We start from the raw sequence: 14,971 nt of genomic DNA on the forward strand, positions 1-14,971 counted from the left end.
CGTACGTTCACCTTTGCCGGACCGGGGTTTAACGGGCTCGGTTCCAGTGTCGTGGTTCCCTTTGACGATCCGGAGCCACCCTCCATGGCCGCCAGCAAGCCGACCGGCAAGCGCGCAACCACCCCGCCCGAAAGCCACCCACGGGGCAATGGCGATGAGCTCCACCAGCAGGCCGGGGGCAGCCATCCGGTGATGACCACCGATCAGGGCATCCCGGTGGCAGACAACCAGAACTCCCTGCGACAGGGGCCTCGGGGGCCCACGCTGCTGGAAGACTTCATCCTCCGCGAGAAGATCACCCACTTCGATCACGAACGCATTCCCGAGCGCATCGTGCACGCACGTGGCAGCGCGGCACATGGCTACTTCGAGTTGACCCGGTCACTGGCCTCCCATACCCGCGCGCGCATCCTGACCGAGGTGGGGGTGAAGACACCCGTATTCACCCGTTTCTCGACCGTGGCCGGTGGCGCAGGCTCGGTGGATACCCCGCGCGACGTGCGCGGCTTCGCGGTCAAGTTCTATACCAGGGAGGGCAACTGGGACCTGGTCGGCAACAACATTCCGGTGTTCTTCATCCAGGACGCCATGAAATTCCCGGACCTGGTGCACGCAGTGAAGATGGAACCGGACCGTGCCTTCCCGCAGGCCGCCTCGGCCCACGACACCTTCTGGGACTTCATTTCGCTGATGCCTGAGTCGATGCACATGATCATGTGGGCAATGAGCGACCGTGCCATTCCGCGCTCGCTGCGCATGATCGAAGGCTTCGGCGTGCACAGTTTCCGCCTGCTGAACGAGGCAGGCGAGTCGACCTTCGTCAAATTCCATTGGCGGCCAAAGCTGGGCATCCAGTCAACGGTCTGGGACGAAGCGCTGAAGCTGCAGTCAGCCGACAATGACTTCCATCGCCGCGACCTGTTCGAGGCCATCCAGCGCGGCGACTTTCCCGAATGGGAGCTGGCGGTGCAGTTGTTCACCGAAGAAGAAGCCGACGCGTTCCCGTTCGATCACCTGGACCCGACCAAGATCATTCCCGAATCGCTGGTGCCGTTGCAGGTGATCGGGCGCATGGTGCTGGACCGCTGGCCCGACAACTTCTTCGCCGAGACCGAACAGGTGGCGTTCTGCCCGGCCAACGTGCCGCCGGGCATCGACTTCAGCAACGACCCACTGCTGCAGGGCCGCCTGTTCTCCTACCTGGACACCCAACTGCTGCGCCTTGGCGGCCCGAATTTCCACCAGATCCCGGTGAATGCCCCGAAGTGCCCATTCGCCAATCATCAGCGCGATGGCCACATGCAGATGCAGGTGCCCAAGGGCCGGGTGGCCTACGATCCCAGTTCGCTGCAGGAGGACTCACCGCGTGAGACGCCTGCGGGTTTCCGCAGCCACGCCAGCGCCGACGATGGCCGCAAGGGCCGTACCCGCGCGGAGAGTTTCGCCGACCACTACAGCCAGGCCCGCATGTTCTTCCGCAGCCTTGAAACGCCGGAGCAGGCGCACCTGGCATCGGCGCTGGTGTTCGAGTTGTCCAAGGTGGAAACGCTGAAGGTGCGGGTACGTACCGTCAGCCACCTGCGCAACATCGATGACTCACTGGCGCGGCGCGTGGCCGATGGTCTGGCCTTGCCCGCCCTGCCCGACCCGGCACCCACCGCCACCCCGGCGCGGGACATGCCTCCCGCTCCCGAGGTGCGTGTGATCGGACGCAACAAGCCTACCCTGCAGGGTCGCTGCATCGGCATTCTGTTCGACGAAGGCTCCGACGCCCGCATTATTGCCAGCCTGAGCAAGGCAGCCAGGAAAGCAGGTGCAGACGTGAAGCTGGTCGCGCCCAAAGTCGGTGGCGCCACGCTGAGCGATGGCGCGATGCAGGCGGCGGATGGGCAACTGGCAGGCACGCCATCGGCTGTGTTCGATGCGGTAGCCGTGGTGCTGAGCGTAGAGGCATCAAAGGCGTTGTCGAAAGAGAGCGCCGCGCTGGAGTTCGTCAGCCAGGCGTGGGCACACCTGAAGGCCATCGCCAGCGACGCGGGAGGCCAAGCGCTGCTGAAGGCGGCGCGGGTCGGCAACGATGCCGGCATCGTCGAAGCGGAAGACGCCAAGGCATTCCTGGCGGCGGCCGCCATCCGCCAGTGGGCGCGTGAGCCCAAGCTGCGCCTGCTGGCCTGACCACAACGACAGGAGAATAGTCATGCCCCGTGGTGACAAATCCGCATACACCGAAAAGCAGAAGCGCCAGGCCGAGCACATCGAGGAAAGCGAACGTGATCGCGGCGCGAGTGAAGGCACCGCCGAGCGCATTGCCTGGGCCACCGTGAACAAGCAGGACGGCGGCGGCAAGCGTAGCGGCAGTGCACGCAAAACTACAAAGAAGGCGACCCGCAAGAAGACCGCCAAGACGTCGACAACCAGGAAGACGGCAGCGAAGAAGGCGCCGGCGAAGAAAGCGGTGGCAAAGAAGGCGGTGGCAAAGAAGGCACCGGCTCGCACGACCGCGACAAAGAAGGCCGCAAAGAAGACAGCGAAGAAGGCTGCGGCAAAGAAGGGGAGTACGGCCGCCTCGCGGAGCGCCGCCGCGAAGAAGGCGGCGGCTACCCGTGCCCGAAAGGCAGCGACACGCAAGACCGCAGCGAAAAAGGCTGCCCGAACGCGGAGCAGAGATTGATCGTCCCCGAAAACGGGGAACAGCCCGCGCCCGCATCGCAGGCGCGGGATGTGTGGCGCAGCGCCTACTCTCGCTGGGTCGGTCCCAAGCGACCCGCGCACCTTACCTCAGCGGGACGGCCCCGCCGTCACTGCGGCTGAGGGCACCGGCACGGCAGCCGCCTGCAGCGTGCGCAACGCCGCGATCGGAATGGCCTCGGCACGCCGCTGCTGCGGCCACCAGACGAACAGGAACGCGCTGCTGGAACCGAGCAGGCGCGCAGTGCCCGGCAAAGGCGCGCGGTCGCCGTTCAACTGCAGGCAGATCACTTCGCCGCTGCCAGCGTTGTGGATCTGCCCCCCGCGCACCGTCACGTAGTTCGCCGCGCCCAGCGCCATGAAGGCGGCCACGCCAGGGTCATCGTGATCAGCGGGCGCCGGCCTACGTCCTCTCATATGGAGGAGTGAAGACCGAGCGATAACGGCCGTACGGCATCGGTGACAGCGCGACTCACCTGCTCTGCCATCCAGAGACACTCGTGGCTCAGGCACACCGATGAAGGCAGTGCATGTCGCGCAGTTTGTCGTAAACGGCTATATCCCGTGCAGAGCAATCCGGAAGTCACCTGGCGCTGCTGATCGCCGTCAGGGCCACCTCGCTGGGCTCCCTCAAGGAGAGATCATCGACATCCACCACCCTGTAGCTTCGCTCAGTGGTAGCGGCTACGTTGATTGACCCACTGACAGGGATAGTTGAGATGAAGAATGTGAACCGAGTTCTGGCGGCCAGCGCGCTGATGCTTGTACTGGCGGCATGCAGCAGTTCCCAGACCGCCAACAAGGGCAATTTCGGCAAGGCTATTCAGAAATATCTTGATACCAAGAACGGACTCTGCGCTGCTTTGCCCGCGCGGGAACTCCCCTTCAGACTGGCCAACGATGGCAGCTTGGGAGAGCGCGCGCGCCTGCAGGCCAACGCCTTGGTCGAGGCCGGGTTGCTGAGCCGCCAAGCATCTGAAATGAAATCGATGTTTGGCACATCGACCGTACCGGCTGGCGAGTACGCGCTTACTTCCAAAGGAAAGAAGTTCCTCGTAGAAGGCGGCGCAGAAACAATTGCAGGTCAAGCAGCGTTCTGCACCGGCAAGTTCAGGGTGACAGAGGTGGACACCTTTACCGAGCCCAGCGAGATGATGGGCGTGAAATTGTCTCAGGTGAACTTCCGCTACAAGGTCGAAGATGCGGACAGCTGGGCCAGATCGAAAGAGGTCCAGGCCAGCTACCGTAACCTAGCGGATCAAGCCAAGGACGAAATCGATGGCAAAGCGACGCTCGTGCTGACCAACGACGGCTGGATGCACGAGCGCTTGTTCAAGCGCTGAGGGCTTCTCGGTCGGCACGGCACTTTGCCGTGCCGACCGGTGACGGTCAGGCCGCGCGCGCCACCACGGCGCGGGCTGCACCGTCCTGCTCGATCTGGAACACCGCCACCGACGTGGTCAGTGCATGCGCCTGTTCCTCCAGCGCGCGGCTGGCGGCAGTGGCTTCTTCCACCAGCGCAGCGTTCTGCTGGGTCACCTGGTCCATCTGCACCACCACCTGGTTGACCTGCTCGATGCCGGCGGCCTGTTCCTTGCTGGCCGCTGCGATGTCGCTCATCAGCTGCGTGGTGCGCGAGCTGGCCTGGGCCACGCGTGCGATCGCGGCTTCCGATTCAACGGTCACCGCCAGGCCACTCTTCACCTTGGCAGCGGCGTCTTCGATCAGCTCCTTGATTTCCTTGGCGGCGACACCGGCACGCTGCGCGAGCGTACGCACCTCGCTGGCGACCACCGCAAAGCCACGCCCCTGCTCGCCCGCGCGCGCGGCTTCCACTGCAGCATTCAGCGCCAGGATGTTGGTCTGGAACGCGATGCCGTCGATCACCGTGGAGATTTCCGAGATGCGTGCCGAGGACTGATCAATCTCGCCCATCACCGATGCCATCTGTGCCATCGCCTGCTCGGTCTCGCGCACGGCGGCGCCGGCAGCGTGCGCTTCGCTGTCGGCCTGACGCGCCAGTTCGGCGTTCTGGCGTACGGTGGAGGTCAGCTCCTCCATCGACGCGGCCGCTTCTTCCAGATTGGCCGCCTGCTGCTCGGTTCGGCGCGACAGGTCGTTGTTGCCAGCGGCCAGTTCCTGCGCCGCGTTGTTGATGCTGTCGGCAGCCACCTGGATGCCGCGGACGATGCCGGTCAGCTGCGCGGTGGTGGTGTTGGCATCGTCGCGCATGCGCGCGAACACGCCTTCGTACTCGCCCTCCATGCGTGCGGTCAGGTCGCCATGCGAGATCGCGCGCAGCACGTCGGAAACATCGGCGATGCTGGCCTGCGAACTGGCCATCATGCCGTTAAGGTGCTCGACCATCGTCTTGAACTGGTACTGGAAGGCCCCGGCATCGCCACGCATGCTGAAATCGCCGGCGCGTGCGGCACGGGCCAGTTCATCGATCTGCGCGTTGATCGCCATCAGGCTCTGCTTCACCGCGGCCAGGGTGCGGGTCAACGTGCCCTTTTCGCCCGGATAGTCCGGCAGGTCGCGGCTGAGGTCACCGATGGCGTAACGCTGCATTACTTCAGCCATCAGCAGTTCCACCTGCACGTGCGATTCGACCAGGCTGTTGGTGGCCTGCACCATGCGGCCGAAATCGCCGGGGAACGCACTGGCGTCCATGCGATAGCGGATTGCGCCGGCCTCGTGCTGTTCCGCCATCTGCAACTGCGCGCCGATCGCCGCCTGCACACTCTGGCGCACGCTGGCCATCGCCTCACCCAGCTGGGTCAGCTCGTCGCGGCCACCGAGGCGGAACTCCTGGTCCAGCTGCCCCTTGGACAGGCGCTCGGCTAGGTTCACCGCGCGCGCCAGCGGACCGGTCAGGCTGCGGCCGATCATCACCGAGGCGCCGATGCCAGCAAGCAGCGCAACGCCGCCCAGCACCAGCAACTGCAGCAGGCTGCGCTCGCCCAGGCGGATCGCCTCGGCGGCAGCCTCACGGCTTTCCTTCTCCTCGAAGTCCACGCCATCGGACAGCGCCTTGTTCCAGCCGTTGGCGGCGTCCTGCACCGGGCCCAGGGTCAGCGCCACGGCACCGGGATAATCGCCCTGCTCCATCAGTTCGCTGGTCTGCTTGTTGAGCGGGCGAGCAACGGCTCGCTTGGCGGCGATGGTTTCCGCAATGGCTTTGCCTTCGGCGTCACTGGGCAGCGCCTGGTAGGCGCTCCAGCTGGCCTCGTAGCGCTTGACGAGATCAGCAATGCGCTTCTCGTCGCTGGTGCGGTGATCACCCTGGCGGATCAGCATCTCGCGGCGCACCACCATCATCTGGTTGTTGGCATCAAGCATCTGCGACAACAGGCGCACCTTGGCCACGCTGACGTCGACCACCTGCTGCATCGCGCGCTTCTGCACGACACTGGCAGTGGCGCCGGTGGCCACCACGGCGGCAACCAGCAACAGCAACAGGCCAAAGCCCAGCCCAAGACGCCAGGCAACCCTGACGTTCCTCAAGTAGTTCATGGGGGTATCCAAAACGGGGGGATGCGCCCTTATCGGCGGCACGGCAGGCAATCTTGATCGCCATCCACCAATGGCGTCGGCCACTGTTCACCTTGGTGAGTCGCCGTCCCAGTGGCACCTGCCGGTGCAAACCGGCCGCAATGACATGCCTGCTCATGCGGGCATCAGATCCCTTTCACGGTGGCTCGGCGCCGTCTGCGGGCAAGGTGGTGGCGTTCCCTGCTGGAGTCCCCGATGCCGTTACCCATGCCCCGATCCGCCCTGCTCGCTCTCTCGCTGCTGGCATCACCTGCCTTCGCGCAGGCGCCGCCGCCTGGCCTGCCTGCCCCCATTGCCGAGAAGGCAAGACCGGACACCGCACCGCGCTCTGTCCTGCACGCCCAGGTGCTGCTGGATCGCGCGAATTTTTCCCCCGGCCAGATCGATGGCGAAGTGGGCAGCAACCAGCGGCGCGCGGTGTCGGGCTTCCAGGCGGCGCATGGGCTGAGCGTAACGGGTGAACTGGATGACGCTACCTGGAAGGCCCTGCAGGCCGATACGATCACGCCGCTGGCAAGCTATACGCTCACGGCTGAAGATGTTGCCGGCCCGTTCCAGGCCATACCGAAAGGGCCCGCCGCACAGGCCAAGCTGAAGTCGCTGGGCTTCAGCAGCGTGGAAGAAGGCCTGGGCGAGCGCTTCCACGCCTCCCCTGAGCTGCTGAAGGCACTCAATCCCGGCGTCGATCTGGCCAAGGCCGGCAGCCGCATCCAGGTGCCCAATATCGGAACGGGGGACTTGCCGAAGGCGGCGAAGATCGTGGTCGACAAGTCCGACTCCACACTTCAATTGCTGGATGCGCAGGGCAAAGTGATCGCACAGGTGCCTGTCTCATCCGGCAGCCAGCACGATCCGCTGCCGATCGGCGAATGGAAGATTCTCGGCGTGTATCGCGACCCGCCGTTCCACTACAACCCGAAGCTGTTCTGGGATGCGCGCAAGGGCGAAAAGAAGGCGACGCTGCCGCCGGGCCCGAACAATCCGGTCGGGCGGGTCTGGATCGACCTGTCCAAGCCGCACTACGGCCTGCATGGCACACCCGAACCCGGCCACGTCGGCAAGACAGAATCGCATGGCTGCGTGCGCATGACCAACTGGGATGCGCTGCGCGTGGCCGATGCGGTGGATACTTCGGTGCCCGTGGTGATGCAGGAGTGAGCCGATGCGCCTTTCGCAGCTGATCGTGCTGGGCGTGCTGCTGGGCGTGGGAGCGGGCTGGTGGCTGCACCGCGATGCAGGTGAGCCGGTGGCGGTTGCCCCGCCCGCAGTGCAACCTGCGGTGGCTGCGGCTGCAACGCCGGGCGTGGACGCCCCGGCTCCCACGGCCGTGCCGCCGTCCAACGCCACCGATGCGCCAGCCGGTCTGCTGCTGCCGGTGCAGGGCATCCAGGCGTCCCAGCTGCGCGACACGTTCACCGATGCACGCAGCGAGGGCCGCGTGCACGATGCCATCGACATCATGGCCGATGCGGGTACTCCGGTACTCGCGGTGGCCGACGGCACGGTAGAAAAGCTGTTCGACAGCAAGCGCGGTGGCCTGACGATTTATCAGTTCGAGCCCAGTGGACGCTGGTGCTACTACTACGCGCACCTGCAGCGCTATGCCGATGGCCTGGCCGAGAAGCAGGTGATCAGGCGCGGGGAGGTGATCGGCTATGTCGGCAACACCGGTAACGCCAGCGCCGAGGCGCCGCACCTGCACTTCGAGGTGCACGTGCTGGGACCGGAAAAACAGTGGTGGAAGGGCAAATCCATCAACCCGTACCCGTTGCTGAAGCCGCCTGCTTCGACGGCCGGCGCTGCCAGCGCCGCAAGGTGAAGGTGAACACCGCCAAGGCAGCCCTTGGGACCAGCACGAACAGAACCGTCTCGCCTTTCACGCTGGCATGCTGGTCATCGCGTCGCTTCCCCGCTGGCCTGCCCACACGGTAATGAAGAAGCCCCGCTTTCGCGGGGCTTTTTCTTCCAGCGGTGCCAGGCATGGCCCAGCGCTACCGGTCTCTCACTCAGGCGAACGGATCCTGCAGCACCATGGTGTGGTCGCGGTCCGGACCGGTGGAGACGATGCTGATCGGGCAGCCGGCCAGCTCTTCCAGCGAACGCAGGTAGGCGCGTGCGGCCGGCGGCAGGTCGTCCCACTGGGTGATACCGTGGGTGTTCTCGCTCCAGCCCGGGAACTCCAGGTACACCGGGGTGCATTCTTCCCAGCCCTGCGCGTCCAGCGGCGCGTACTCGGTGCGCTTGCCGTTGTATTCGTAGGCGATGCAGACCTTCAGCTTTTCCATGCCGTCCAGCACGTCCAGCTTGGTGATGCACAGGCCGCTGATGCCGTTGATGGCCACAGCGCGCTTCAGCGCGACGATGTCCATCCAGCCGCAGCGACGCGGGCGGCCGGTCGAAGCGCCGTACTCGGCGCCGCGGTCACGGATGCCCTGGCCGACTTCGTCGTCCAGTTCGGTCGGGAACGGGCCGCCGCCGACGCGGGTGGCGTACGCCTTGGCAATGCCCAGCACGTAGTCGATCGAATCGGCGCCGACGCCGGAACCGGCCAGCGCACCACCGACGGTGGTGTTGGAGCTGGTGACGTACGGGTAGGTGCCGTGATCGATGTCCAGCAGCGCACCCTGCGCGCCTTCGAACAGCACGCGCTTACCCTGCTTGCGCAGGTCGTGCAGGATGCCGGCCACGTCGGACTTCATCGGCTGCACGTATTCGCCGAAGGCCAGCGCCTCGTCGAAGGTCTTCTGGAAGTCGACCGCATCGGTGTTCAGATACTTGGTCAGCACGAAGTTGTGGTAGTCCAGCGCAGTGCGCAGCAGTTCTTCCAGCTGCTTCGGGTAGTGCAGGTCGGCGATGCGGATGCCGCGGCGCGCCACCTTGTCTTCGTAGGCCGGGCCGATGCCACGGCCGGTGGTGCCGATTGCCTTGCCACCGGCAGCGCGCTCGCGCGCCTGGTCCAGGGCGATGTGGTACGGCATGATCAGCGGCGCGGCCGGGGAGATCTTCAGGCGCGAACGCACTTCCACGCCGGAGCCTTCCAGCTCGGCGATTTCCTTCTGCAGCGCGGCCGGCGAGATCACCACGCCATTGCCGATCAGGCACAGCGCGTCGTCACGCAGGATGCCCGACGGGATCAGGTGCAGGACGGTCTTCTTGCCGTTGATGACCAGGGTGTGGCCTGCATTGTGGCCGCCCTGGAAGCGCACGACGGCGCCGATTTCCTCAGTGAGCAGATCGACGATCTTGCCCTTGCCTTCATCGCCCCACTGGGCACCCAACACTACGACAGACTGACCCATGACGGGCTCCTCGATTTGTAGCGGCCATCGGGGCCGCGGACGGGTAAACCGTGGCGGGGCTGGCCAGCACCTGGAGGGCGGCTCCAAACGGGGAGCGGCCGGCGATGGAAGGCCCAGACACGGAAAAAGCCGGACGGGGAGGCCCGTCCGGCTTTTGTGCATTATCCGGGTTTCCGGGGTCGGGTGCCACCTTTCCGACGGACGGCTTCACCGGCCGGTCAGCCGCCCCGCCCGGTGGGGGGGGGGGGGGGGGGGGCGCCGGCGGGGGGGCCCCCCCCCCCCGCCCCCCCCCGCCCCCCCCCGCCCCCCCCCCCCCCCCACCCCCCCCCGCCCCCCCCCCCCCCCCCCCCCCGCCGGCCCCCGCCCCCCCCCCCGCCGGCGCCCCCCCCCCCCCCCCGCCCCCCCCCCCCCGCCCCCCGCCCCCCCCCCCCCCCCCCGCGCCCGCCGCCCCCCCCCCCCCCCCCCCCCCCCCCCCCCCCCCCACGACCCTCTCAATGCCGCGCCCACCACAGCAGGCTCAGGCCGGCCAGCAGCACCAGCCCCCCGAAGCTGCGCAGGGCCGGGCTGGGCAGGTCCAGCAGGCGTTCGGCCATGCGCTTCCAGGCGAACGGCGCCACGAACAGGAACAGGCCTTCCAGCACCGCGACCAGGCAGACGGCGGCGAACAGATCTTTCATGGGGGACTCCGGAAAAAGCACGGGGCCCGGCGTCTGGCCGGGCCCCGTGGGGTAGTGCCCTGCGACCTCAGCGGTCGTTCTTCAGGTACTGCAGGAACGGGTCGTTCTTGTCGAGCACGATCACGCCATTGCCGTCGGTCATGGAGCCACGGTAGGCCTCCAGGCTGCGGTAGAACGCATAGAACGACGGATCGGCCGAGCCGGCCTTGCCATAGATGCGGGCCGCCTCGGCATCGCCTTCACCGCGCAGGCGCTGCGCATCACGCTCGGCCTCGGCGATCAGCACAGTGCTGTCGCGGTCGGCCTGGGCACGGATGGTCAGCGACTGCTCCTCGCCCTCCGCACGCAGCTTGGCCGCTTCCTGCTTGCGCTGGGCGCGCATGCGCTCGTACACGTCGTTGATCACCTGGCTGTCGGTCGGCAGGTCCACCTGCTTGATGCGCAGGTCGATCATCTGCATGCCCAGGCCAGCCACCGCTTCGTTGATGCCCTTCAGCTGCTCGGCGATCAGCTCGCTGCGGTCGCCGGACACCAGCTGCTGCAGGGTGCGCGAGTTGATCTGGTTGCGCAGCGAGTCGGTGATGATCGGCGCCAGGCGGGCGTTGGCCACACGCGGGTCGCCGCCGGTGGCACGGAAGTAGTCACCCACGTTGGAGATGTAGCCGATGGCGAAGAAGTCGACGCTGACGTCCTTCTGCTCGGCGGTGAAGTAGCGCGCCGGCGCAGTGTCGAGCACCTGGAAGCGGCGGTCGAAGACCTTCACCGTTTCCACCACCGGCACCTTGAAGTGCAGGCCCGGCTTGATGTCCGAACGCACCACCTTGCCAAGGTTCAGCACCATGGCGGTCTGGTCCTCACGGACCACGTACACCGAGCCGAGCAGGCCCAGCACCACCGCCACGATCACGGCGATCCAGATAGGACTCTTCATCGGCTGCCCTCCTCACGGCCGCTCGGTCGCCCGGTCGGGCGGCCCACCGGCCGGCCCGGATCACGGGAAGCTTCCGCCGCTGCACCCGGCAGCGACGGCATCACCACGTCCGGGTTGGCCACTGCGGCCGGAGCCGACGTGCTGGGACGGGTATCGCCGGTCATCGGCACGTAGATCAGCTGGCGGCCATCGCCACCGATCACCTTGCGGTTCTCGCTCAGCACCTGCTGCACGGTCTCCAGCCACAGGCGCTTGCGGGTCACTTCCGGGGCGTCCTTGTACTGGGCCTGCAACAGGCTGAAGCGCTGCGCGTCACCCTCGGCCTTGGACACCACGGCCTGCTTGTAGCCTTCGGCAGTGGTACGGGCGCGCGAGGCTTGGCCCCGGGCTTCCGGCACGACCTTGGCGGCATAGGCCTGGGCCTCGTTGATCAGGCGTTCCTTGACCTGCTGGGCACCGTTGACCTCGTCGAAGGCCGGCTTCACTTCCTCCGGCGGACGGGCGTCCTGCAGGGTCAGGCCGGTCACGGTCAGGCCGGTCTTGAACGCCTTCAGCAGCGCCTGCAGGCGCTCCTCGGCGGCGACGGCCAGCGGACCACGGTTGTTCAGCACGGCGTTGAGGTCGGCGCGGCCAACTTCCTCGCGCACGGCGCTCTGCGCCGACTGCTCCAGCACCTGGTTGGCATCCACGGTGCCGAACAGGTATTGCTGCGGGTCGTCGATGCGGTACTGGACGTTCAGCGAGACGTTGACGATGTTCTCGTCGCGGGTCAGCACCGGCACCTGGATCGAGAACGTCTTGATCTCGGTGGCATTGACCTTGGTGACCGATTCGATCGGCCAGGGCAGCTTGAAGTTCGGGCCGGGCTGCAGAATGCGCGAGAACTGGCCGAAGCGCAGCACCACACCGCGCTGCTGTTCGCCGATCAGCTGGAAGCTGGAGAACAGCACCAGCAGCACCACGGCTGCCACCACCCAACGCACGATGCCGCCGTCGAACAGGTCCTTCAGCGGCCCGGGCAAACCGCCCCAGCCACCACCATTGCCACCGCCGCGTGACCCGAACGGCCCGCGTCGATTGTCCTCGGGGCCTTGTCCGCCCTTGTTGCCGCCGGGTGTATTCCAGGCCATGCACGCTCCATCAAGATTTGGGCTGCGGCGCGGGCCCTTCCCGCACCGCCAGCCGTGAAACCATCACCGATCATACAAGATGGGGCGGATCGGCAGGATCGAAAGGGGGGCAACGGGGTAAGGTGGCGTTTTCCTCGAAGTCAGGCAACGCCGATGGCCCCCACCACCCCGTTCACCGCCTTCCGCATCGAAAACGACGACGCCGGCTATCGCAGCGGCCTGGTCCGGCTCGGGGTCGACGACCTCAACCCCGGCCAGGTGCTGATCCGCGCCCACTGGTCCTCGGTCAACTACAAGGACGCGCTGGCCGGTACTGGAAAAGGGAAGATCCTGCGCCGCTTCCCGCTGGTGGGCGGCATCGATGTGGCCGGCACCGTGGTCGCCAGCACCGACCCGGACTGGCGTGAAGGCGACGCGGTGCTGGCCACCGGCTGCGGCCTCAGCGAGACCCGCGACGGCGGCTACAGCCAGTACGTGCGGCTGGAATCGCGCGCGGTGATCGCCCAGCCGGCCGGGCTGACCCCACGCGAGGCGATGGTGCTGGGCACCGCCGGCTTCACTGCGGCGCTGGCCCTGCTGCGCATGCAGGACAACCGGCAGACCCCGGAACTCGGCCCGCTGGCGGTCACTGGTGCCAGCGGCGGTGTCGGTGCGCTGGCGCTGTCCATCTTCAGCCGTGCCGGCTACCGCGTGCACGCGGTCAGCGGCAAGCCGGACCAGGCAGGATTCCTGCGCAGCATCGGCGCCACCGAGGTACTGCCGCGCGACGCGCTGGCCGACACCGGCGCGCTGCAGTCGGCCCGCTTCGGGGGTGGCCTCGATAATGCCGGAGGCGACATGCTGGCCAGCCTGCTGGCGCAGACCGTGCCCTACGGCAGCGTCGTCAGTGCCGGCCTGGCAGCCAGTCCGACGCTGGACATGACGGTGATGCCGTTCATCCTGCGCGGTGTCTCGCTGCTGGGCGTGTCCTCGGCCAATGCGCCACGCGGACTGCGTGAGGAAGTGTGGTCGCGGCTGGGTAGTGACTGGAAGCCGCAGCACCTGGACCGCATCTGCACCGCCGAAGTCGGCCTCGATGGCCTTCCTGCCGTATTCGAACGGATGCTGGCGGGCGGTTCGCTGGGTCGCACCGTGGTACGGATCGACTGAACGTCGCAGGCAGGCGACGGACGGCAGACGCGGCCCTCCCGCCGGTAATGGGCCCGCACTACACTGCGGGCATTACATGGGGAACAACATGGCACGCATTCTGATCGTCGACGACTCACCGTCGCAGCTGTTGGGGATACAGCGCATCGTCGAGAAGCTCGGGCACCAGATCCTGACCGCCACCGATGGCGCCGCCGGGGTCGAAACCGCCAAGGCCGAGCTGCCCGACCTGGTCCTGATGGACGTGGTGATGCCCAACCTCAACGGCTTCCAGGCCACCCGTACCCTCGCCCGCGACGAGGCGACCCGGCATATCCCGGTGATCCTGGTGACCACCAAGGACCAGGACACCGACCGCATGTGGGGCATGCGCCAGGGCGCCAAGGCCTACATCACCAAGCCGTTCTCGGAGGACGAGCTGTCCGAGGTGCTGGAGCGCGTGTTCGCGGGCCAGGGCTGAGACGCGCGCGGTGTTGCCGGCCGCTGCCCGGCAACCACGCATCACCGTCCAGGGCAATGAAGTTGCCGGCCAGCGGCCGGCACCACCTTCAAATGGTCTCGCCGAACGCCTTGGCCAGATTGCGGTACGCCTTCTTCTGCGCCTCATCGGTCGCAGCCGGGGCCACGATCTCGATTTCGACGATCTGGTCGCCGTCCGGGCTGCCCGGCAGGCCACGGCCACGCAGGCGCAGCTTGCGGCCGGCATCGGAATCGGCCGGAATCTTGAGTTCCACCGCACCACCCAGGGTCGGCACGCTGATGCTGGTGCCCAGCGCGGCCTGCCACGGCGTGAGCGGCAGCGTATAGAGGATGTTGCGACCATCGACCTCGAACTGCGGGTGGGCGGCGTATTCCACCTCCAGCAGCAGATTGCCGCCATGGTTGCCCTGCCCTGCCAAGCGGATCACCTGGCCCGGGCGGATGCCCTTGGGCACGCGCACGTCCAGCTGCTTGCCGTTGACGGTGATGCGCAGGCTGTCGCCGCTGTAGGCCGCTTCCAGTGGCACCGACAGCTTGGCGCGGGTATCGCGGTTGGGCGCATGGCCCTGGCTGCTGAAGCCCGGACCGGCCCCCGCGCCCGCTCCACCGCGCTGGCGCGCGAACAGGCTTTCGAAGAAGTCGCTGAAGCCGCCGTTGGGGCCGCCGCCACCGAACACTTCCTCGAAATTGAAACCACCGGCGCCGCCGTAGTTCGGCGGCACGTTGAACTCCTCGCCCGGGCGATAGCCCTGCGCGCGCAGCTGGTCATAGGCCGCACGCTTTTCCGGATCGCGCAGCGCCTCGTACGCCTCGTTGACCGCCTTGAACTTGTCTTCGGCCCCGGCCTCCTTGCTGACGTCCGGGTGGTACTTGCGTGCCAGCCGGCGGTAGGCGGTCTTGATCTCCGCCTCGCCCGCGCTCGGTTCCACCCCCAGGGTGGCGTAGTAATCCTTGAATTCCATCCAGCTACCTCGATTCGCTTCGGCCGCGCCGGTGGCGCCGCCCCGGGTTCATTCTACGCGCCTGCGAGGCTACGCCGCCCCTCGTGCGGCCCCGGTGAGG

14 protein-coding genes are annotated in these 14,971 nt (G+C 67.0%); 7 read left to right on the forward strand and 7 right to left on the reverse strand.

Annotated elements, in window-relative coordinates; all coding sequences use genetic code 11:
• The first annotated feature begins 84 nt into the window (after positions 1 to 84).
• The gene (locus tag ROV95_RS08555) at positions 85 to 2,175 is read left to right on the forward strand and encodes a catalase (RefSeq protein WP_312543969.1); all 2,091 of its coding nucleotides are present in this window, start codon (positions 85 to 87) and stop codon (positions 2,173 to 2,175) included.
• A gap of 22 nt (positions 2,176 to 2,197) precedes the next feature.
• On the forward strand, positions 2,198 to 2,671 hold the full coding sequence (locus tag ROV95_RS08560; protein WP_134734758.1) for a hypothetical protein: 474 nt from the start codon (positions 2,198 to 2,200) through the stop codon (positions 2,669 to 2,671).
• Positions 2,672 to 2,778: 107 nt separating this feature from the next.
• Here the strand turns inward: ROV95_RS08560 and ROV95_RS08565 are convergent, their stop codons facing one another.
• Complete coding sequence (locus ROV95_RS08565; RefSeq protein WP_312543972.1) at positions 2,779 to 3,060, reverse strand: hypothetical protein; 282 nt, start codon at positions 3,058 to 3,060, stop codon at positions 2,779 to 2,781.
• 347 nt (positions 3,061 to 3,407) lie between these two features.
• Between ROV95_RS08565 and ROV95_RS08570 the strand changes: the two genes are divergently transcribed.
• Positions 3,408 to 4,031, forward strand: coding sequence for a hypothetical protein (locus tag ROV95_RS08570; protein WP_061478844.1), 624 nt, complete (start codon positions 3,408 to 3,410; stop codon positions 4,029 to 4,031).
• 46 nt (positions 4,032 to 4,077) lie between these two features.
• Here ROV95_RS08570 and ROV95_RS08575 read toward each other — a convergent pair whose 3' ends face one another.
• Positions 4,078 to 6,204 carry a methyl-accepting chemotaxis protein gene (locus tag ROV95_RS08575; protein WP_155029948.1) on the reverse strand — a complete coding sequence of 709 codons (2,127 nt, stop codon included), beginning with the start codon at positions 6,202 to 6,204 and terminating at the stop codon, positions 4,078 to 4,080.
• A gap of 234 nt (positions 6,205 to 6,438) precedes the next feature.
• Here ROV95_RS08575 and ROV95_RS08580 point away from each other — a divergent pair, with 234 nt between their 5' ends.
• A complete protein-coding gene (locus ROV95_RS08580; RefSeq protein ID WP_312543975.1) occupies positions 6,439 to 7,401 on the forward strand; it encodes a L,D-transpeptidase family protein in 963 nt (320 codons plus the stop codon).
• A gap of 4 nt (positions 7,402 to 7,405) precedes the next feature.
• The gene (locus tag ROV95_RS08585; RefSeq protein WP_312543976.1) at positions 7,406 to 8,062 is read left to right on the forward strand and encodes a M23 family metallopeptidase; all 657 of its coding nucleotides are present in this window, start codon (positions 7,406 to 7,408) and stop codon (positions 8,060 to 8,062) included.
• A gap of 187 nt (positions 8,063 to 8,249) precedes the next feature.
• On the opposite strand, the gene ROV95_RS08590 is transcribed toward ROV95_RS08585, so the two are convergent.
• The 4 genes from ROV95_RS08590 to hflK form a co-directional block, all read right to left on the reverse strand.
• Positions 8,250 to 9,542, reverse strand: a complete 1,293-nt coding sequence (locus ROV95_RS08590) for an adenylosuccinate synthase (protein ID WP_019660036.1) — start codon at positions 9,540 to 9,542, stop codon at positions 8,250 to 8,252.
• 491 nt (positions 9,543 to 10,033) lie between these two features.
• Entirely contained in the window at positions 10,034 to 10,219 is a 186-nt protein-coding gene (locus tag ROV95_RS08595; RefSeq protein WP_005410640.1) for a DUF2065 family protein, read from the reverse strand.
• A gap of 67 nt (positions 10,220 to 10,286) precedes the next feature.
• Entirely contained in the window at positions 10,287 to 11,150 is an 864-nt protein-coding gene (locus tag ROV95_RS08600) for a protease modulator HflC (protein WP_019660037.1), read from the reverse strand.
• Positions 11,147 to 12,280: an FtsH protease activity modulator HflK gene (gene hflK / locus ROV95_RS08605; RefSeq protein WP_005410642.1), complete on the reverse strand. Its 1,134-nt coding sequence runs from the start codon at positions 12,278 to 12,280 to the stop codon at positions 11,147 to 11,149. Before hflK ends, ROV95_RS08600 begins: the two co-directional genes overlap by 4 nt.
• Before the next feature lie 153 nt (positions 12,281 to 12,433).
• Here hflK and ROV95_RS08610 point away from each other — a divergent pair, with 153 nt between their 5' ends.
• Together ROV95_RS08610 and pilH are read left to right on the forward strand one after the other, a co-directional pair.
• Positions 12,434 to 13,429, forward strand: a complete 996-nt coding sequence (locus ROV95_RS08610) for a YhdH/YhfP family quinone oxidoreductase (protein ID WP_312543979.1) — start codon at positions 12,434 to 12,436, stop codon at positions 13,427 to 13,429.
• Positions 13,430 to 13,517: 88 nt separating this feature from the next.
• Complete coding sequence (pilH, locus tag ROV95_RS08615; RefSeq protein WP_005410644.1) at positions 13,518 to 13,889, forward strand: twitching motility response regulator PilH; 372 nt, start codon at positions 13,518 to 13,520, stop codon at positions 13,887 to 13,889.
• Positions 13,890 to 13,977: 88 nt separating this feature from the next.
• On the opposite strand, the gene ROV95_RS08620 is transcribed toward pilH, so the two are convergent.
• A complete protein-coding gene (locus ROV95_RS08620) occupies positions 13,978 to 14,871 on the reverse strand; it encodes a DnaJ C-terminal domain-containing protein (RefSeq protein ID WP_019660038.1) in 894 nt (297 codons plus the stop codon).
• Positions 14,872 to 14,971: the final 100 nt, after the last annotated feature.

It is taken from the genome of Stenotrophomonas maltophilia group sp. msm1, assembly GCF_032025805.1.
Lineage (GTDB): Bacteria > Pseudomonadota > Gammaproteobacteria > Xanthomonadales > Xanthomonadaceae > Stenotrophomonas > Stenotrophomonas hibiscicola.